At 73.6% G+C, this 19186-nt stretch carries 16 protein-coding genes; 10 read left to right on the forward strand and 6 right to left on the reverse strand.

Annotated elements, in window-relative coordinates; genetic code table 11:
• From LCD31_RS24420 to LCD31_RS24435, 4 genes are all read right to left on the reverse strand, one after another.
• On the reverse strand, nucleotides 1-424 hold a 424-nt coding region (locus LCD31_RS24420), incomplete at its 3' end, for an alpha/beta fold hydrolase (RefSeq protein WP_224961700.1).
• Nucleotides 425-494: 70 nt separating this feature from the next.
• Entirely contained in the window at nucleotides 495-1088 is a 594-nt protein-coding gene (locus LCD31_RS24425) for a TetR/AcrR family transcriptional regulator (RefSeq protein WP_224961702.1), read from the reverse strand.
• A gap of 11 nt (nucleotides 1089-1099) precedes the next feature.
• Entirely contained in the window at nucleotides 1100-2248 is a 1149-nt protein-coding gene (locus tag LCD31_RS24430) for an NAD(P)/FAD-dependent oxidoreductase (RefSeq protein WP_224961704.1), read from the reverse strand.
• A gap of 120 nt (nucleotides 2249-2368) precedes the next feature.
• On the reverse strand, nucleotides 2369-3841 hold the full coding sequence (locus LCD31_RS24435) for a class I adenylate-forming enzyme family protein (RefSeq protein WP_224961706.1): 1473 nt from the start codon (nucleotides 3839-3841) through the stop codon (nucleotides 2369-2371).
• 276 nt (nucleotides 3842-4117) lie between these two features.
• Here LCD31_RS24435 and LCD31_RS24440 point away from each other — a divergent pair, with 276 nt between their 5' ends.
• From LCD31_RS24440 to LCD31_RS24455, 4 genes are all read left to right on the forward strand, one after another.
• Nucleotides 4118-5695, forward strand: coding sequence for an NAD(P)-binding domain-containing protein (locus tag LCD31_RS24440; RefSeq protein ID WP_224961708.1), 1578 nt, complete (start codon nucleotides 4118-4120; stop codon nucleotides 5693-5695).
• Nucleotides 5692-6771, forward strand: coding sequence for an alpha-hydroxy acid oxidase (locus LCD31_RS24445; RefSeq protein WP_224961710.1), 1080 nt, complete (start codon nucleotides 5692-5694; stop codon nucleotides 6769-6771). Before LCD31_RS24440 ends, LCD31_RS24445 begins: the two co-directional genes overlap by 4 nt.
• The gene (locus tag LCD31_RS24450) at nucleotides 6768-8150 is read left to right on the forward strand and encodes a cytochrome P450 (RefSeq protein WP_224961712.1); all 1383 of its coding nucleotides are present in this window, start codon (nucleotides 6768-6770) and stop codon (nucleotides 8148-8150) included. The genes LCD31_RS24445 and LCD31_RS24450 overlap by 4 nt, the downstream gene beginning before the upstream one ends.
• 108 nt (nucleotides 8151-8258) lie before the next feature.
• Nucleotides 8259-9512, forward strand: coding sequence for a cation:proton antiporter (locus LCD31_RS24455; protein ID WP_224961714.1), 1254 nt, complete (start codon nucleotides 8259-8261; stop codon nucleotides 9510-9512).
• Between the two features lie 78 nt (nucleotides 9513-9590).
• Here LCD31_RS24455 and LCD31_RS24460 read toward each other — a convergent pair whose 3' ends face one another.
• On the reverse strand, nucleotides 9591-10340 hold the full coding sequence (locus LCD31_RS24460) for an IclR family transcriptional regulator (protein ID WP_224961716.1): 750 nt from the start codon (nucleotides 10338-10340) through the stop codon (nucleotides 9591-9593).
• Nucleotides 10341-10665: 325 nt separating this feature from the next.
• Between LCD31_RS24460 and LCD31_RS24465 the strand changes: the two genes are divergently transcribed.
• Genes LCD31_RS24465 through LCD31_RS24475 form a run of 3 tightly spaced genes read left to right on the forward strand, consistent with a single transcriptional unit; the run spans nucleotide 10666 to nucleotide 14386 of the window.
• A complete protein-coding gene (locus LCD31_RS24465; protein WP_224961718.1) occupies nucleotides 10666-11787 on the forward strand; it encodes a mandelate racemase/muconate lactonizing enzyme family protein in 1122 nt (373 codons plus the stop codon).
• The gene (locus tag LCD31_RS24470; RefSeq protein ID WP_224961720.1) at nucleotides 11784-13259 is read left to right on the forward strand and encodes an aldehyde dehydrogenase family protein; all 1476 of its coding nucleotides are present in this window, start codon (nucleotides 11784-11786) and stop codon (nucleotides 13257-13259) included. The genes LCD31_RS24465 and LCD31_RS24470 overlap by 4 nt, the downstream gene beginning before the upstream one ends.
• A 14-nt stretch (nucleotides 13260-13273) precedes the next feature.
• Entirely contained in the window at nucleotides 13274-14386 is a 1113-nt protein-coding gene (locus LCD31_RS24475; protein WP_224961722.1) for an iron-containing alcohol dehydrogenase family protein, read from the forward strand.
• A gap of 232 nt (nucleotides 14387-14618) precedes the next feature.
• Here LCD31_RS24475 and LCD31_RS24480 read toward each other — a convergent pair whose 3' ends face one another.
• Complete coding sequence (locus LCD31_RS24480) at nucleotides 14619-15125, reverse strand: DUF664 domain-containing protein (RefSeq protein ID WP_224961724.1); 507 nt, start codon at nucleotides 15123-15125, stop codon at nucleotides 14619-14621.
• A 247-nt stretch (nucleotides 15126-15372) separates the two neighbouring features.
• On the opposite strand from LCD31_RS24480, the gene LCD31_RS24485 reads away from it, so the two are divergent.
• The 3 genes from LCD31_RS24485 (at nucleotide 15373) to LCD31_RS24495 (ending at nucleotide 19067) form a co-directional block, all read left to right on the forward strand.
• Nucleotides 15373-16569: a dipeptidase gene (locus tag LCD31_RS24485; RefSeq protein ID WP_224961726.1), complete on the forward strand. Its 1197-nt coding sequence runs from the start codon at nucleotides 15373-15375 to the stop codon at nucleotides 16567-16569.
• 136 nt (nucleotides 16570-16705) lie between these two features.
• Nucleotides 16706-18142: an NADP-dependent phosphogluconate dehydrogenase gene (gene gndA / locus LCD31_RS24490; RefSeq protein ID WP_224961728.1), complete on the forward strand. Its 1437-nt coding sequence runs from the start codon at nucleotides 16706-16708 to the stop codon at nucleotides 18140-18142.
• 253 nt (nucleotides 18143-18395) lie between these two features.
• Entirely contained in the window at nucleotides 18396-19067 is a 672-nt protein-coding gene (locus LCD31_RS24495) for an excalibur calcium-binding domain-containing protein (RefSeq protein WP_224961730.1), read from the forward strand.
• Nucleotides 19068-19186: the final 119 nt, after the last annotated feature.

Below are 19186 nucleotides of genomic sequence, written 5' to 3' on the forward strand. Positions count from 1 at the left end.
GCCCGGGCGGCGGGGCGGGCAGCGAGATCTCGTGGCCGGTGATCTCGGGACCGATGGCGTCCAGCAGCACCAGGTCGCCGAGCAGCCCACCGCGGTCGCGCACCGCCATCGCGGCGGCCACCCAGCCGCCGAAGGAGCTGCCCAGCACCAGCACGTCCCGCAGCCCGCGCTCGTCGAGCAGTCCCAGGTAGGCCTGCGCCAGGTCGGCGACCGAGCCGAGCCGGTCCGGTCGGGTGGTGCCCTCCCAGCCCGGGTGCACGGGGACCAGGACGCGGTGGCCGGGCGCGAAGTGCTCGACGATCGGGGCGACGGTGGCCGGTCCGCCGCCGCCGTGCAGCACCAGCACGGGGCGGCCGGAGCCGCCCGCCTCGTCGACGGTCAGCTCGACGTCGGGTCCGATGTGGAGGGTGGTTCGAGCGGTCATGGTGTCCTCTTCTCGTGCTGGGGGCGGGTGAACGGTCCGTGCACCGGGTCGGGCGGAGCCGGTGGGCCGGTCATCCGGTGGGCCAGTCGTCCGGGGGCCAGGCCGCGCGCAGCAGTGCGAACGCGGCGTCGAATCCGGCGCCGGGATCGCCGGGCACCGACCTGGCGGCGAGGACCAGGTGCGCCAAGGCTCGCGCCGTCGGATCGTCGGCCGGTGCGCCCGCGTCCTCGGCGATGGCGGCGGCGAGGGAGGTCTCGTGCCGCGCCCACATCCGGTCCACGTGCTCGCCCAGGCTCGGCGAACTCCGAACCAGGCGGCGGAATTCGCGGAACCGCGCCCCGCCGTCGTCGCCGAGGAGCGCTTCCCGGACGCCGCTGAAGTACCGGTGCAGCGCGTCCACCACCGATGTCCCGGGCTCGCGGTCGTGCACCGCGGCGACCAGCGCGGCCTCCCGTTCGGCGTCCTCGTCGACGACGAGCGCTTCCTTGCTGGGGAAGTGGTTGAACAGGGTGGTCACCGAGACGTCGGCGGCCTCGGCCACTTCGGCGGTGGTCACCTCGGCGAAGCCGCGTTCGAGGAACAGCTCCAGCGCGGTCTCGGCGATGCGGGCGCGGGTCTGGGCCTTCTTGCGCTCCCGGCGGCCGGCGGGTTCTGGGGTGGGCATGTCGCGGAATCCTAGGTGCGCTGCGGGTTTCCGGCCGTGATGGCCTGGAAGTGGGCGAACGCGTGCGCCGGTCCGCCGGGGCCGATGCAGTCCTCGATGCCGGTCGCGGCTCTGGCGGCGGCTTCGGCGGAGCGGGGGAACATCCGCTCCTCGTAGGCGGCGACGGCCTCGTCCAACGGCCCGCCCGCGGCGATGCGCTCGGCGAGTTCGGCGGCGTCGAGCATCGCCAGGTTCGCGCCCTGCCCGGAGAACGGGGACATCAGGTGCGCGGCGTCGCCGAGCAACGTCACGCCCGGCCGGTGCGTCCAGCGGTGGCCGACCGGCAGCGCGGTGATCGCGCGCACCGCGAACGGGCCCTCGCCGCGGTGCAGCACGTCCCGCAGCACCGGCCCGAAGTCGGCGAACATCTCCAGCAGCACGGCGCGCAGCGCACCGCGGTCCAGGTCGCGTCCCCAGTCCGACGGGCCGCGGAACGCGGCGTGCACCCGGATGACACCACCGCTGTTGCGCTGCGCCAGCAGTCCCTTGCCCTCGTCGAGCGCGAACGTCATGCCGTGCCCGATGAGCTCGGCGAGCTCCGGGTGCGCGCGGTCCACGTCGGTGAGCACCACGTCGACGAACACGACGCCGGAGTGCGCGGGTTCGGCGTCCGAGAGCAGCGGCCGCACCGCGGAACGCGCCCCGTCGGCGCCGACGAGCAGGTCGCAGGTGGTGCTGCGCCCGTCGGTGAAGTCGAGGCGGTGCCGCCCGTCGCCGAGGGGGACGGCGGCGCGCAACCGGCGGTCCCACTCGACGGTGCCGGGTTCGAGCGAGCCGAGCAGCAGGGCGCGCAGCTCGCCGCGGTCGATCTCCGGTTTGAACCGGTCGTCCGGGTCGGCGGGCGCGTCGAGCAGCACGGCCCCGGCCCGGTCGAGCAGCCGCAGCGCTTGGCCTTCCGGCCGGGACGCGGCGAAGAACTCGTCGAGCAGCCCGGCCGCGGTCAGCGCCACCTGCCCGGAATCCCGGTGCAGGTCGAGGCTGCCGCCCTGCGCGCGGTCCACCGGGTCGCGGTCCCGTTCGTGGACGGTGACGGGCAGGCCGTGCCGTTGCAGCACGCGGGCGAAGGTGAGCCCGGCGGGGCCACCGCCGATCACGGCGATCCGGGGCGGGGGAGTGGGCATGGCGGTCCTTCCTGCGGGGCGGGAGCGGGTCCCTCGACGGGAACGGTACATGAAGTGACTTCAAACTTGTAGTCACTACACTTTTGTTCCGGCCGGGGCCCGCGAACGCCCCGCCGGGGATCACCGCGGCTCGGGGATCGTGGTCAACGCCCGCAGCGCCGCCTTGTCCGGCTTGCCCGCCGCGGTCAGCGGCACCTGCCGCACCACCCGGATCACGGCGGGCGCGGCGGCCGGACCCAGCTCGGCGGCGACCAGTTCGCGCAGCTCCGCGTGGTCGGGTTCCACGTCCCCGGCGAGCACGAGGTGGGCGTGGATCGCCTCCCCGGTCCGCTCGTCCGGGACGCCGACCACGTACGCCTGGTCCACCGCGGGATGCCCGGCGAGCGCCCGTTCGATCGGGCCCGCGTAGTGCAGGATCGCGTTCACGATCACCACGTCCCGGACACGCCCGGTCAGGTGCAGGAAGCCCGCCTCGTCCAGGTGTCCCACGTCCCGGGTGCGCACCCAGCCGTCGCGCAGCACCTCGGCCGTTTCGGCGGGGTCCTGCCAGTAGCCGCGCAGCGAGTGGGCGGTGCGCACCCACACCTCGCCGTCGGCCCCGGCGGGCAGGGGCAGCCCGTCGGCGTCCCGGACCTCGACCCGCACGCCGTCCCACGGGCGGCCGACGGAGTTCGCGGCCTGCTGCCGCTCGGCGATGTCGGCCGCGGACAGCAGGCTGAGCATGCCGGTCTCGGTCTGCCCGTAGCCCAGGTGCACGGCCGGGCCGATGCGGGCGTGCGCTTCGGCGAGCTTGTGCGGGGCCAGCGGTGAACCGGCGACCAGCAGCATCCGGGCGGCGCTCAGGTCGTGCTCCTGCTCGCCCAGCGCGTCGAGGATCTGGTGCAGCCGCGCGACGGTGAGCAGGCAGGCGGTGATCCGCAGTTCCGCCAGCACCCGCGGGAATTCCGGCGCCTCGCGCGGGATCACCGCGGTGCCGCCGGAGAGCAGGCACAGCGCCAGGTGCTCCTGCACGACGGCGCTGCTGAGCGTGCCGAACAGCAGGAACCGCCGGTACTTCGCGGCGAGTTCCGCGGTGCGCTCGGTCCACGCCGGTGCGTGCCAGCTCCAGTGCCCGCTCATGGCGCGGTAGTCGAACACGGTGCCCTTGGGTGTTCCGGTGCTGCCGCTGGTGAACACGACGAGCGCGGCGTCGTCGAGCTCGCCGCGCGCGACCGGGGTCTCCTGCGCGCGCAGCAGTTCCGGGCCGAGTTCGAGCACCCGGGCGGCACCGGCGGCCTCGTGCAGCTGCGGGCGCGGGTCGTCGGTGACGACGGCGCGCACGTCCTGGCCGAGCACGTGCGCGAGCTGCGCGGCGGTGAGGCCGGGGCGCAGGCCGACGACGCGGCAGCCGAGGACGTGCGCCGCGATCTGGACGGCGAAGCCCTCGGGCGTGACGGCGGTGTCGATGGCGACGCCGTGGCGCGGGCCGAGCCCGGCCGCGCGCAGCCCGGCGGTGCACCGGCCGATGAGTTCCAGCAGCTCGCCGCGCACCACGATCCGGTCGCCGTGCTCGAACGCGGGGGTGAGCGGGTCGGCGCCGAGCGCGTCGATCACGGACTGCGGAAAAGGTTGTGCCCGAGATCGGTGTTCATGGTCACCCGAGTCTGTTCTCTCTCCCATTTTTACCGCTTTCCGTCAAATAGTCGTATGGATTCGGTCGCTCGGAGCACGAGTTTCCCGCTGGCGTTCGGACAATGGGGATCTCTACCATTCCGGCGGATCTCCAACCACGGGAAGATGCTGTGATCTGCATCACGTGTACGGGTTGACCCGCTGTGCTTTAAGGTTCAAACAATCCGTTGTTTGTGCTGGTGGGAGGCGAATCAACCAGTGTCCGAAGAGCGCTCTCTTGATTATCTCGTGATCGGCGCCGGCCCGGCAGGACTCCAAGCCGGATATTACTTGGAGCGGGCCGGACGCAATTATCTCATCGTCGAGTCGGGAGAGTCGCCCGGTACATTCTTCGCCGAGTTCCCGCGGCACCGCAAGCTCATCTCCATCAACAAGGTGCACACCGGATGGGACGATCCGGAACTGAACCTGCGCACCGACTGGAACTCGCTGCTGTCCGAGGAGAACGCGCCGCTGCTCACCTCGTACACGCCGCGCTACTTCCCGGCCGCCGACGACCTGCTGCGCTACCTCGCCGACTACGCCGAGACCCACCGGCTGCGGATCCGCTACGGCACTCGCATCGTCGAGGTCGCCAAGCCCGACGAGTTCGTCGCCCGCGACCAGAACGGAAACACCTACCGGGCCCGGCGCGTCATCGTCGCCACCGGCGTCACCCGGCCGCACATCCCGGACATCGACGGCGTCGAGCACGCCGAGCCCTACACCGAGATGTCCGTCGACCCCGAGGACTACACCGGGCAGCGGGTGCTCATCATCGGCCGCGGCAACTCCGCGTTCGAGACCGCAGACGGGCTCATCGAGAACGCCGCCGTCATCCACGTCGCCGGGTCCGGCTCGCTCAAGCTCGCCTGGCAGACCCACTTCGTCGGGCACCTGCGCGCGGTGAACAACAACTTCCTGGACACCTACCAGCTGAAGTCGCAGAACGCGCTGCTGGACGGGCGGATCCTCGGCATCCGCAGGGACGGCGACTCCTACCTGGTGCGGGTCAGCTTCGAACGCGTCGACGAGGTCGTCAAGGAGATCCGCTACGACCGGGTGCTGCTGGCCACCGGATTCCGGTTCGACGCCTCGATGTTCGCGCCCGAATGCCGGCCCGAGCTCACCATCGCCGACCGGTTCCCCGCGCAGACCGCGGCGTGGGAATCGGTGAACGTGCCCGGGCTGCACTTCGCGGGCACCATCACGCAGGTCCGCGACTTCAAGAAGTCCACCAGCGGCTTCATCCACGGCTTCCGCTACGGGGTGCGCGCGCTGCACCGCATCCTGGAGCGCCGCGACCACGAGGTGGCCTGGCCCGGGACGGACGTCCGGGGAACGCCGGAAGCCGTCACCGACGCGATCATCGAACGGGTCAACCGCAGCTCCGCGCTGTGGCAGCTGTTCGGGTTCCTCGCCGACGCCGTGCTGCTCGGCCCGGACGGCGCGCGCTACGCCGAGGAGGTGCCCCTCGACCACCTGCACGAGACCGCGCACACCGGCGAGTTCGGCGAGGTCGACTCCTACCTGACCATCACCCTCGAATACGGCGCGGACCACGACCGGGTCAACCCGTTCGACGTCGAGCACAGCCGCACCTCCCAGCAGGACACCCGTGGGCTCGACGGCCGCTACCTGCACCCGGTGGTGCGGCACTTCCGCGGCGGCGAGCTGCTCGCCGAGCACCACATCACCGAGAACCTGGAGAACGAGTGGGACAGCGAGCAGGTGCACCGCGCGCCGCTGCGCGAGTTCCTGCGGGGGCGGGTGGCGGCACCGGCGGGTGCCCGGTGAACCTCTTCGCCGACTTGCACGACCGGGCGAAGGAACTGCTGGAACCGGCGATCCACGACTACTACGCGGGAGGGGCGGCGGACGAGTTCGCGTTGGCGGACAACGAGAACTCGTTCGCCCGGCTCGCGCTGCTGCCGCGGATGCTGCGCGGCGGCCCGCCACCGGAGCCGCGGGTGGACCTGCCGGGAGCGCCGGGCGCGGCACCGGTCCTGGTGGCGCCCACGGCGTTCCACCGCCTCGCGCACCCCGAAGGAGAACTGGCCACCGCGCGCGCGGCGGCGGCCACCGGAACCGTGCTGATCTCCAGCATGGCCGCCACCACCGCCGTCGACGAGGTGGTGGCGGCCGCGCGGCAGGTGCGCTCCGACGCCGCGGTGTGGTTCCAGCTGTACCTGCAACCGGACCCCGAGGTGACGGCCCGCCTGGTGGAGCGCGCCGAGTCCGCGGGCTGCACCGCGCTGGTCGTCACCGTGGACTCGCCGGTGTTCGGCGACCACGTGCGCGACCGGCGCAACGGCTTCCACGACCTGCCGCCCGGGTACGAGGCGGCGAACATGCGCGACCTGCCCGGCGGCCCGCCCGGCGGCACCCGCGACATCGAGATGTCCCCGGAGATCTCCTGGCGGCACCTGGAGGTGCTGCGCGCCACCACCGCGCTTCCCGTGCTGCTGAAGGGGATCCTGCACCCGGACGACGCGCACCTCGCCGTCGCCCAGGGCGTCGACGGGATCATCGTGTCCAACCACGGCGGCAGACAGCTCGACGCGGCCCCGGCGCCGATCGACGTGCTGCCGCGCATCACCCGCGCCATCGGCGGCACCCTCCCGCTGCTGCTCGACGGCGGGGTGCGCCGCGGCACCGACGTGGTCACCGCCCTCGCGCTCGGCGCCGAAGCCGTCGGCATCGGACGTCCCGTGCTGTGGGGGCTCGCCGCCGACGGGGAGAAGGGCGTGCGCGAGGTGCTGGACCGGATCGGCGCCGACGTGGTGCGCGCCATGGCGCTGTGCGGGGTCCGCGGCCCCGACGACCTGACCGCGGATCTCGTGGTACCGCGCGGATTCGGAGGTCTCCGGTGAAACCGGTGCGCCTGCTGCCCTGGGTCGCCGTCGCGGCCGCGCTGACCGCACCCCGCTGGCTGCCGCAGCGGGTCGTCGCGCTGCGCGGCAAGGTCTTCGAACTCGTCAACGGGGACGACGCGATCACGCTGCCGAACGAGCGGTTCGGCCCGGAGCGGTTCCGCGAGGTCTACTCGCACCCGGCCGCCGGTGGGCGCAGCGAAGGCGCGGGGCTCTCCGACCTGTTCTGGTACTGGCTGTCCCCGGGACCCGAGGTGCACCAGGAGCACCTGGAGGCCGGGCCGCGCTACGACGACGTCGCCCGCACCACGCAGCGGTTCCTCGCCGGGTCCAGCGACGCGCTCTCCGCCACCGCGGCGCGCTGCGCGGCGAAGGTGCTCGACGAGCTCGCGCCCGATCGGCTCGGCGTGCACCGGCTCCGGGACCTGATGATGCCGATCTGGGCGGAGTTCAACTACGAACTCGTCTTCGGCGAACCCTGCCCGCGGCGGGCGCGGGAGCTCATCGTCGGCAACGCCGCCGATGTGGTGAACGCGCTCAAGTGCACCGACCTGCGGCACCCGCGCCGCCGCGCCCGGCTCACCCGCTACCTGCGGTCGCGGGTCGACGCGGGGGACGTGGTACACGAGCTGCCCGGCGCGCTGTCCACTTCGGAGCAGGTGCACTACCTGCAGGGGACGTTCTTCAACACCTCCGTGGTGCAGCTGTCCGAGGGCATGGCGCACCTGCTGCTGGTGCTCGCCCAGCACCCGCACGTGCAGCGGCGCCTCGCCGACGAGCCCGGCGACGAGCGCTACTTCGCGCACGTGCTGGACGAGACGATGCGGGTGTTCCCGCTGTTCGGCATCGCGCACCGCATCACCACCGACGACATCCGGGTCGACGAGCGCACCACGCTGCCGCGCGGATCGGTGCTGTGCTTCAGCTACCCCGACTACCACGCCACCGGGCACCAGGACCCGGAGACGTTCGACCCGTCCCGCTGGGAACGGCTGTCGGCAAAGGACGCCGCGCACATCCCGTTCGGGGTGGCCGCGAACCGGCCGTGCCCCGCGTGGCGGCTGTCACCGCTGGCGATGCGCGCGGTCACCCGCGAAGTGCTGGCGCGGTTCCGGCTCGAATCCAGCGTGCGGCACACCCGTTCGCTGCCCTCCCGAGGGCCGTGCGTGCTGGTGCGCCGCGGCACCGCGCGGGACACCCGGGCGCTGCTGCGTTTCCTGCGGATCCGCGATCGGTGGGAGGACGTGGAGCGCAGCGTGCGGCAGCTGGTGCTGGGCACCTGGATGGTGCTGGACGCGCGCAGGCAGCGGCTCGCCGGCCGCCACTTCGAACGGCTCCGGCAGCAGGAACCGCCGCCGGGCTGCCCCGCGCACCGCTGATCGGGCCGGGGCCTCCGCGACCGGGAGGCCCCGGCACCTCGCGCCGTGCACCGACATCCCCGCACCGCAACGGATCCACGTCCGATCCACCGCCACCGGAGGAACCGCATGACCCCGACGGAGCTCGCCCCCGCGTTCTTCCTCGCCGCCATCGTCATCCTGCTCGCCTGCCGCCTCGTCGGCCGGGTGCTGCGCGCTTTCGGCCAGCCGCCCGTGGTCGGCGAGATGGTCACCGGCGTCGTGCTCGGCCCCTCGGTGCTCGGACTGCTCGCGCCCGGCGTGGAGCAGGCGATCTTCCCCGACGAGCTGCGGCCCGTGCTGTACGTGGTCGGCCAGATCGGGCTCGTCGTGTTCATGTTCCAGGCCGGGTACGAGTTCCGGGTGGACAAGATCCGGCAGGTCGCCGGTTCGGCGGCGTTGATCTCGGCGGCCGGGGTGGTCGTGCCGATGCTGCTCGGCGTCGCGCTGGCCTGGCTGGCCGCCGGGCACGTCGACATGTACCCGCCGGGCGTCCCGCTGCTGGTGTCGGCGCTGTTCGTGGCCGTGGCGCTGTCGATCACCGCGTTCCCGATGATGGCGCGGATCATCACCGAGCGCGGCCTGTCCGGCACCCGGTTCGGTTCGCTCTCGCTGGCAGCCGGGGCGCTCGACGACGCGGTGGCGTGGGTCCTGCTGGCCGGGGTGCTCAGCATCTCCGCCGCCAGCATCGGGCCGTTCGCCGTCGCCGCAGGCGGCAGCGCGCTGTTCGTCCTCGCGCTGGTCGCGATCGTGCGCGCCGGGGGCCGCATCGACGCCGCGCTGCGGCGGCTCGCCCCCGAGCAGGTGCTGATGGTGGTGGTCGTCGCCGTGTTCCTCGCCGCCTGGTACACCGACCAGATCGGGTTGTACGCCGTGTTCGGCGCGTTCAGCCTCGGCGTCGCGCTGCCGCGGTCGGCGGCGATGGACGGGGCGGTGCGGACGATGAAGCCGGTCGCCGTGCTGTTCCTGCCGCTGTTCTTCACCTACTCCGGGCTGAACACCGACCTGGCGCTGCTGGTCGACTCCGGGGTGCTGCTGTTCGCGGTGGGCGCGGTGCTGGTCGCGGTCGCGGGCAAGCTCGGTGCCTGCTGGGCCGCGGCGCGGCTGGCGGGGGAGTCGAACTCGGTGGCCACCCGCGTCGGGGCGCTGATGAACGCGCGCGGGCTGATGCAGCTCATCGCGATCAACGTGGGGCTGGCGGCGGGGATCGTCACGCCGCAGCTGTTCAGCGTCCTGGTGCTCGTCGCCCTGGTCACCACGATCATGGCGACCCCGCTGCTCACCCTCATCGACCGCCGCGAACGCCGCGCCGCTCCTGACCCTGAACCGGAACCGGTCGCCTGATCCGTGGCGGGTGGCGGTGCACTGGGGTGGCGGAACCTCGGGCCGAGCATCGCGCGGTGAGATCGGCATGGCGGGGACTCAGGCGGCGCCCAGTTCGTGGGAGATGCGGGTGGCCGCCCTGGCGGTGGCCCGGCCCGCCGCGTCGAGGTGGTCGGCGAGGCGCTGCGCCGGGGCGGACAGGTTCAGCGCCGCCACCACCCGGCCGCGGAAGTCCCGGACCGGCGCGGACACGCCCACCAGGCCGGTCTCGAACACCTCGCGGACCTGCGCGTAGCCGGTCCGCGCCGCCTCCCTGATCCGCGACCACAGCTCCGGCAGGGTGCGCACCGTCGACCCGGGCGGCGTCGCGCCGAGCTCGGTGCCGAAGCGCACGTACAGCTCGTCCGGCGTCACGTCCTGCAGCAGCACCCGTCCCGCCGAGGTGCACGGTGCGGGCACCCCGCGGCCCTCCCAGTCGTGCACGCGGAACGAGTGCCCGGACACCGACAGCAGCGTCAGCACCTCCCGCTCCCGCAGCACGCACAGGTGGCTGGTCTCCTCGACCTCCGCGGACAGGGCGCGCATCACCGGCTCCGCCGCGCGCACCAGCCGGTCCCCGGTGGTGCGGGCGACCAGTGAGAACAGCCGCCAGCCCAGCCGGTAGGCCAAGGTGTCCGGCTGCCGCTCCACCACCCCGGCCTCGGCGAGCGCCTTGAGCGCCCGCGACACCTGGCTCTTGTCCCGCCCGGTCAGCACCGCCAGCCGCGACACCCCGAGCCCGCCCGCGCGCTGCGCCTCCGCCGAACCCAGCGCCTCCAGCAACTCCAGATCACGCCGCAGAGCACTCATGTCTTCAACGATGCCTTTTCGTCGGCTCCTTTTGCAGGGCACTGGGGTGGCGGAACCTCAGCTGCTTCCTCGCTGCGGGATCGTTTTCACCGGTGGCTCCGCCACAGGAGAAAACGCTGTCCTCGCGAGGAAGCAGCTGAGCACCCGCGGGTGGTTCCGCTGCTCGGGTGGTCGGCGGTTCAGCGGCTTCGCCGCTGCCAAGCAACTGCGGGCGCGGTTCGGGGCGGGGTCGTCCGGTTGTCGCCAGTGCAACTCGGGTCTCGATCGGTCGCGGTGGGTTGTCCTGCGGGCCGGCGGGTTCCTAGCTTCGGTTCCGGGAGGTCAGATGAAGATCACCGACATCTCCGTGGACCGGCTGCGGCTGCCGCTGGACCCGCCGCTGCACGCCGCCTGGGACCCGCGCCCGCGGGAGCACTTCGACGCCACCGTGGTGCGGGTGCGCACCGACGAGGGCATCACCGGCATCGGCTCCGGTGACACCATGACCGGGTTCGACGCGGTGCGGCACCTGTTCCTCGGCACCGATCCGCTGCGGATCGACCGGCACGTCAAGGCCATCGAGACGGCCAATTTCCACGGCGGTGCGTTCTGGCCGCTGGAGGCCGCGCTGTGGGACGTCATCGGCAAGGCCACCGGGGTGCCGGTGTCGGTGCTGTTCGGCGGTGCCGCCGACGCGCTGCCCGCCTACGCCTCCACCGCCGAGCTGAAGCCGCCGGCCGAGCGCGTCGAGTCGGCGCTGGCCGCGCGGCAGGCGGGGTTCCGCGCCATGAAGATCCGCATCGCCCCGGACGGCGTCGAGGAGGGCATCGCGACCGTCGCCGCCGCCCGCGACGCCCTCGGCCCGGACTTCGACATCATGGTGGACCTCAACCAGTCCTGGCGGATGGCCGGTGACACCGCCGACGCGGTGGACTTCGCCACGACCTCCCGCACCGTCCGGCGGCTCGCCGAGATCGGCGTGAGCTGGGTCGAGGAACCGCTGCCGTACCACGACCTCGCCGGGTTCCGCGCCCTGCGCGCCCGGTACCCGGAGGTGCGCATCGCGGCGGGGGAGATGCAGCACTCGGTGCCCGACCTGCTGCGCTACCTGGAGCAGGACGTCCTCGACGTCTACCAGATGGACGTGGTGCTGGCCGTCGGCATGCACCGGGCCCGCACCATCGCCGAGCTGGCCCGGCTCAAGCACCGCCACTTCACCCCGCACAGCTGGACCAACGGCATCGGGCTGCTGGCGAACCTGCACGTCGCCGCGGGGGTCGGCGGCGGGCCGCACTTCGAGTTCCCCTACGACCCGCCCGGCTGGACGCCGCGGCGCCGGGACTTCCTGCTGGCCCGGCCCGTCGAGGTCCGAGCGGACGGCGCGGTCGCCGTGCCGCAGGTCCCGGGTCTCGGAGTGGAGCTCGACGAGGACGTCATCGCCGACACCAAGATCGGAGGAATCCCGTGACCCCCGCCCTGGACGCGCCGAGCTCGGCGCTGATCGGCACGCCGGAGACGCGGCCGTTCATCGACGGTGAGTTCGTCGCCACCGGCGAGACCTTCCCCAGCACCAGCCCCCGCGACGGCACCGAGCTCGCCAGGGTCGCGGCCTGCACCGCCACCGAGGTGGACCGCGCGGTGCGCGCCGCCCGCACCGCGTTCGACGACGGCCGCTGGCGGGGGCTGGATCCGGGGCGGCGCAAGGAGGTCCTGCTGCGCTGGGCCGAGCTGATCCGCGAGCACGCCGACGAGCTGGCGCTGCTGGACAGCCTGGAGATGGGCAAACCGCTCGCCGAAGCCCGCCGCGTCGACGTGGCCGGCGCCGCGCACACCCTCACCTGGTACGCGGAGGCCGTCGACAAGACCTCCGGCGAGGTCGCGCCCGCCCCGCAGGACGCGCTGGCGCTGGTCACCCGGGAACCGCTCGGCGTGATCGGCGCGGTGGTGCCGTGGAACTACGCGCTGCTGATCACCTCGTGGAAGATCGCGCCCGCGCTGGCCACCGGCAACTCGGTGGTGCTGAAACCGGCCGAGCAGACCTCGCTGGGCGCGCTGCTGCTCGCCCGCCGCGGCGCCGCGGCGGGCCGGCCGGCCGGGGGGGGGGGCGGGGGGCCGGGGGGGGGGGGGCCGGCCGGGCCCCCGCGGGGGGGGCGCCCGGCCGGGGGCACGAGAGCGGGGCCCGGTTCCGCCGAGGTCGGCCGCCGCTTCCAGGTGTACGCGGGCGAGTCCAACGGCAAGCAGGTCGCCGTCGAGGCGGGCGGCAAGTCGCCGCAGCTGGTGCTGCCGGACGCCGACCTCACCGCGGCGGCCTCGGCGATCGCGTGGGGGATCTTCTACAACGCGGGGCAGACCTGCAACGCCGGATCGCGGCTGGTCGTGCACCGCGACGTCGAGGACCGGCTGCTGGCCGAGGTGGTGCGGCTGACCGAGGAGACGTTCCGCGTCGGCGACCCGCTCGACCCGGCCACCGTCGTCGGCCCGCTGGTCGACGAGGCGCAGCTGCGGCGGGTGTCCGGGTACGTGGCGCGCGGCCTCGCCGACGGCGCCACCGCGGTGCTCGGCGGCGAAGCGCTGCACGGCACCTTCTTCCCGCCGACGATCCTGGCCGGCGTGCCGCCGGAATCGCCCGCGGCGCGGGAGGAGATCTTCGGGCCGGTCCTGACCGTGCTCGGCTACGACGGCGACGCGGACGAGGGCGTCCGGCTCGCCAACGACACCGAGTACGGGCTGGTCGCCTCGGTGTGGACCCGGGACGTGACGACCGCGCACCGGGCGGCGCGGCGGCTGCGCGCGGGCACCGTGTGGGTCAACACCTTCGACGCCAGCGACGTGATCACGCCGTTCGGCGGGTTCGGCGCCAGCGGGGCCGGGCGGGACAAGTCCCTGCACGCGCTGGCCGGGTGCACCGCGCTCAAGACCACCTGGATCGACCTGTCCTGACCGGAGGTGTCCGCATGCGCGACCAGGAGCTGCCCGCCGACGGGCTCAGCATCGAACCGACCTGCCGCATCGAGTTCGGCCCGGGGCGCATCGCCGCGCTGCCCCGGCTGATCGACGAGCTCGGCCACCACCGGGTCTACCTGATCACCGACCGGGGCGTGCGCGCCGCGGGAATCCTGGACCGGGTGCTGGCGGTGCTGGCCGAGGCCGGGCTGGAGCACGCCGTCTTCGACGACGTCGCCGCCAATCCCACGTTGTCCACTGTGGAAACCGGTGCGGCGGGGCTGGAGCGGTTCGGCTCGGCCGCCGTGGTCGCGCTCGGCGGCGGATCACCGCTGGACGCGGCGAAGGCCATCGCGCTGCGGGCCCAACCGCGGCTTCCGGGGCTGCCGCTGGTGGCGATCCCCACCACCGCCGGGACCGGCGCCGAGACCAACGGATTCGGCGTCATCGAGGACCCGGCCACCCGCCGCAAGGTCTATCTGGGACACGCCTCGGTGCGGCCCGCCGTCGCCGTGCTCGACCCGGAGCTCACCACCGGGCTGCCCGCGCGCATCACCGCCGCCACCGGGCTGGACGCGCTGGTGCACGGCATCGAATCGCTGTCGTCCCGTGGCGCGAACCCGATCTCCGCGGCCTACGCGGCGCAGGCCATCGCGCTCGTCGCCCGCTGGCTGCCCGTCGCGCACCGGGACGGCACCGACCTGGAGGCGCGTTCCCGGGTGATGCTGGGCGCGCACCTGGCGGGGCAGGCGCTCACCCTGTCCGGGCTGGGACTGGTGCACGGCCTCGGGCACGCGATCACCGGTCATGCCGGGACGCCGCACGGCGTGGCGCTGGCCGCGGTGCTGGAGACCGTCATGGAGTTCAACGCCGACACCGCGGGGGAGGCCTACGCCGACGCGGCTCGTGCCATGGGGGCCGGCGGTGGCGCGGCCGCGGCGATCCGGTGCGCTCGCGACCTCGCCGACGGGCTGGAGATCCGCTCCCCGCTGCGGGACCTGGGCGTGCGGCGCGACATGCTGCCCTCGATCGCCGCGGCGGCGGCCGCTGACCCCGTGACCCGCAACAACCCCGCCGACGCAGCGGAACCCCAACTCCACGACCTCCTCCGGACCACCTACTGACCGGTCACCTGTCGTCGGACCTCCCCGCGCCCCCATCGTCCTTCCTGTCAGCGGCGCAGCCGCTGAGCAGCCGACCACCCGAGCAACTCGCACCGCCGCGGCTTCTCAGCTGGTTCCTCGCGAGGACAGCGATTTCTCCTGCGGGAGCCACCGGTGAAAACGATCCCGCAGCGAGAATCCCGCTGAGGTTCCGCCACCCGCCCCACCCCGCAACAGGAGTTGAGCCGGCTCGTCACCGCCGTTCGAGTACGCCGCGGATGAAGGCTGCTTGTCCGGCGTGCTGCAACCCGTCCGCGAGCACGCTCACCAGGCGCACCCCGCGGGTGACCGGCGGGCTCCAGTCCGCGTCGATCACCTCGTCCAGGTCCGCGTCGGTGAGCGCGCGGACGTAGCTGACGGTCCGCTCGTGCACCGCGTCCTGGTAGCCGAGCAGGAGCTCGGCGGAGGCCTGCACCTGCGCGACCTGGCCGGAGCTGTGCCCGTAGCCGATGTCCGCCGCGTCGAAGGGCAGGTCGAACCGGTCCCGCCAGCCCTCGGCCAGCCACGCCTGCTCGGTCCCGGCGGCGCCCGCCAGGTGGTCGTCCTGCACCCGCGTGAGGTGCCAGGCGAGCCAGGCGATGGTGTTGGCCTGCGGGTCGAGGCGGAACTCCAGCTGCTCCGGTTCGAGTCCGCGGACCGCCTCGTGCACCGCCCCCTGGATCCGGTCGTATCCGTCGACGAGCACGTCTGCGCTGGTCATGTCGCTCAGCGTCCCTTCCCGGTGGTTCGGATGCTCCGCGCCCCACGGTACGGGCAGGCACCGGCGCGGGCACCCGACACCGAGTCCGATCCGTCCGGTTCCCCGACACGTCGAGTCCACAGTGTACGAAGAACACGTGATCGAACAGTCCCCGCGATCGCCTTGAAGCCCGGTGGCCGTGCGGGTAGACACCTCGGAGGAACGAGTCCCCCGCGCCCACCGGGCGCGCGACCGAACGTGAGGTGCCATGAGCGACGCGGAACCGACCTCGGTGGAACGAGCGCGGGCCCTGCTGGCGCGGCACCCGGTCCTGGACGGGCACAACGACCTGCCGTGGGCGCTGCGCAAGCACCGCGCCTACGACCTGGAGCGGCTGGACATCGCCCAGGACCAGTCCGCGTCGCTGCACACCGACCTGGCGCGGCTGCGCGCGGGCGGGGTCGGCGGTCAGTTCTGGTCGGTCTACGTGGAAGCCGAGCTGCAGGGCGCCCGCGCGCCCCCCGCCACCCTGGAGCAGATCGACTGCGTGCTGCGGCTGGTCGAGCGGCACCCCGACCGGCTGCGCCTGGCGGGCACCGCAGCGGAGGTGCGGGCCGCGATGGCCGACGGTCACATCGCCTCGCTGATGGGCGCCGAGGGCGGGCACAGCATCGCCTGCTCGCTGGCCACGCTGCGCGCCTTCCACGCGCGCGGTGTGCGGTACCTGACGCTCACGCACAACGACAACGTGCCGTGGGCCGACTCGGCGACCGACGAACCCGCCGCGCACGGCCTCACCCGCTTCGGCGAGGAGGTGGTGCGGGAGATGAACCGGATCGGGATGCTGGTGGACCTCTCGCACGTCTCCGCCGACACCATGCGGCACGCCCTGCGCGTCTCCCGCGCCCCGGTGATCTTCTCGCACTCGTCGTCGCGCGCGCTCTGCGACCACCCGCGCAACATCCCCGACGACGTGCTCGCCGCGCTGCCCGCCAACGGCGGCGTCGCGATGGCGACGTTCGTGCCCACGTTCGTGCGGCAGGAGACCCGGGACTGGCTGCGCGACTACGAAGCCGCGCTGGCCGCCGCGGGGATCGACGCGGACGACGGCGAGCGGGTGCGCGCGTTCCGCGCCGAACACGAGGCCGAGCACCCGTGCCCGCGCGCCACCGCGGCCACCGTCGCCGACCACCTCGACCACATGCGCGAGGTGGCAGGCATCGACCACCTGGGGATCGGCGGCGACTTCGACGGCGTCGTCAGCACCCCCGAGGACCTCGCCGACGTGGCGGGGTACCCGAACCTGTTCGCCGAACTGATCGATCGCGGCTGGTCCGAAGAGGACCTCGCGAAACTGGCCCACCGCAACGCGATCCGCGTGCTCGGTGACGCCGAACGGGTCGCGGACCGGCTGCGCGCCACCGAGCGCCCGTCGGTCGCCACCATCGAGGACCTGGACGGCTGACCCCGCCGCCCCGCCCGAATCGGGGGAGCATGCACCATGCGAGCACCACCCACCGAGGTGATGTTCGCCGTACCGGGAACACCCGCCGCGGCGGCGGAGTTGTTCCCACGAGTCATCCGGAGCGAAAGAGGTATTCATGTCGAAGCTGGCGCAGGTAGGCGTCACCGGTCTCGCGGTCATGGGGCGCAATCTGGCCCGCAACTTCGCGCGCAACGGCTACACCGTGGCCGTGCACAACCGCTCCGTCGGACGCACCCACGAGTTCATGGAGCGCTTCGCCGAGGAAGGCGAGTTCGTCGCCGCCGAGTCCGCGGCCGACCTGGTGGCCTCGCTGGAGCGCCCCCGCCGGGTCGTCATCATGGTCAAGGCGGGCGGCCCCACCGACGCGGTGATCGACGAGCTGGCCCCGCTGCTCGACGAGGGCGACGTGATCATCGACGGCGGCAACGCGCACTTCGAGGACACCCGCCGCCGCGACGAGGCGCTGCGCGCCCGCGGCCTGCACTTCGTCGGCACCGGCATCTCCGGTGGTGAGGAGGGCGCGCTGAACGGCCCGTCGATCATGCCGGGCGGTTCCGCGGAGGCCTACGAGTCGCTCGGGCCGATGCTGGAGAAGATCAGCGCCCACGTGGACGGCACCCCCTGCTGCACGCACGTCGGCCCCGGCGGCGCCGGGCACTTCGTGAAGATGGTGCACAACGGCATCGAGTACGCCGACATGCAGCTCATCGCCGAGTCCTACGACCTGCTGCGGCACGCGGGCGGGCTGGAACCGGCCGCCATCGCCGACGTGTTCCGCGGCTGGAACGAGGGCAGGCTCGCCTCGTACCTGGTGGAGATCACCGCCGAGGTGCTCACCCACACCGACGCCCGCACCGGCTCCGCGTTCGTGGACGTCATCCAGGACCAGGCGGAGCAGAAGGGCACCGGCCGCTGGACGGTGCAGACCGCGCTCGAACTGGGCGTCCCGGTCTCCGGCATCGCCGAGGCGGTGTTCGCCCGCAGCCTGTCCGGGCACGGCGACCTGCGCGAAGCCGCCCGCGGCCTGGCCGGTCCGCAGCCCGCCGCGCTGTCCGGGGAGGACGCGAAGCGGCTCGCCGAGGACGTGGAGCAGGCGCTGTACGCGTCGAAGGTCGTGTCCTACGCGCAGGGCTGGAACATGATCTCGGTGGGCAGCCGTGAGTACGGCTGGGACGTCGACCTGGGCGCGATGGCCACGATCTGGCGCGGTGGCTGCATCATCCGCGCCGCGTTCCTGGACCGGATCCGCAACGCCTACGCGGCGGACCCGGCGCTGCCGACGCTGCTGGCCGACGCCGAGTTCTCCCGGGAGCTCGCCGCCGCGCAGGACGCGTGGCGCCGCGTGGTGGTCACGGCCGCCGAGCTGGGCATCCCGACGCCGGGCTTCTCGGCGGCGCTGTCGTACTACGACGCGCTGCGGGCGGAGCGGCTGCCCGCCGCGGTGACGCAGGCGCAGCGCGACTACTTCGGCGCGCACACCTACCGGCGCACCGACGTGGAGGGCTCGTTCCACACCCGCTGGGACACGAACCGGGACGAGGAATCGGCCTGATCGGTGCCACCAGGGCCCGCGGTGCGCTCCGGCGTGCCGCGGGCCCCCGCGTCCGTGGCCCGTTCGGCGGTCGACGCGCCCGGTCGGGTGCGGCGGTGTGGCGCGCGGTCGATCCCGTCCCTCGTCCGCCGGTGCCGTTAGGCCGACGGAGTGCATTCGGTAACGACCGTCCGTGTTCGGCGACATGTCCATCGAGCCTGGTGAACGGCATCGGGCCCGATGCGCCCTCCGGGGCGGAAAAGAGAAAACGGACATGGGTATGCGGACGTTCCCGCAGCTGCCGAACGCGTCCTCCCGGCCGCGGCCGCACCAGCGCAAGTGGCCGTGGATCACCGGTGGCGTCTTCCTGCTGCTGTTCGTCGTCGGTCTGGCGGCCTCGTGCGCTTCGCCGCCGCAGGCCGAGCGGGCTCCGGTCTCCCCGGTGGCGACCACCCCGGTGCCGGTCGAACCGGCGGAAGCGGAGGTCGCGGAACCCGAGGTGGCGCTGCCGGTCGTCGAGGGTCGCGGCGCCCGGGCGGTGCTCGACGAGCTGCGCGCGCTGGGGCTGACCGCGGTGACCGCGGTGTCCGACGACGCGTCCTCGGCGATGCCGGTACCGGAGACCTGGGTGGTCAGCGGCATCGAACCGGCGGCGGGCACCGCGGTGCGGCTGTCGGCGCCGGTCGTGGTGCGGCTGGTCGCGCCCGCGCCGCCGAGCCCGGCGCGCCTCCCGCGTACCGTGGACAGCGCCCCCGAGGCCCCCGTCGACCCGGCACCCGAGCCGGAGCCGTACGTCGCGAAGACCTACGACGCCCCGGAACCGTCGGTGTACTACCAGAACTGCGACGCGGCCCGCGCGGCCGGCGCGGCACCCGTGTACCGCGGCGACCCGGGCTACCGCCCGAAGCTCGACCGGGACGGCGACGGCATCGGCTGCGAGAACTGACCCATCGGTGCGGGGGGGGGGCCCCCCCGGGGGGGGGGGGGGGGGCCCCCCCGCCGGCGGGGCGCGGCGACCCGCCGCGCGAGGGGGGGGCCGGGCCCCCCCCCCCGGGGCCGCCCCCC

Source organism: Saccharopolyspora sp. 6M (genome assembly GCF_020176775.1).
In the GTDB taxonomy this organism is placed as follows: domain Bacteria; phylum Actinomycetota; class Actinomycetes; order Mycobacteriales; family Pseudonocardiaceae; genus Saccharopolyspora_C; species Saccharopolyspora_C gregorii.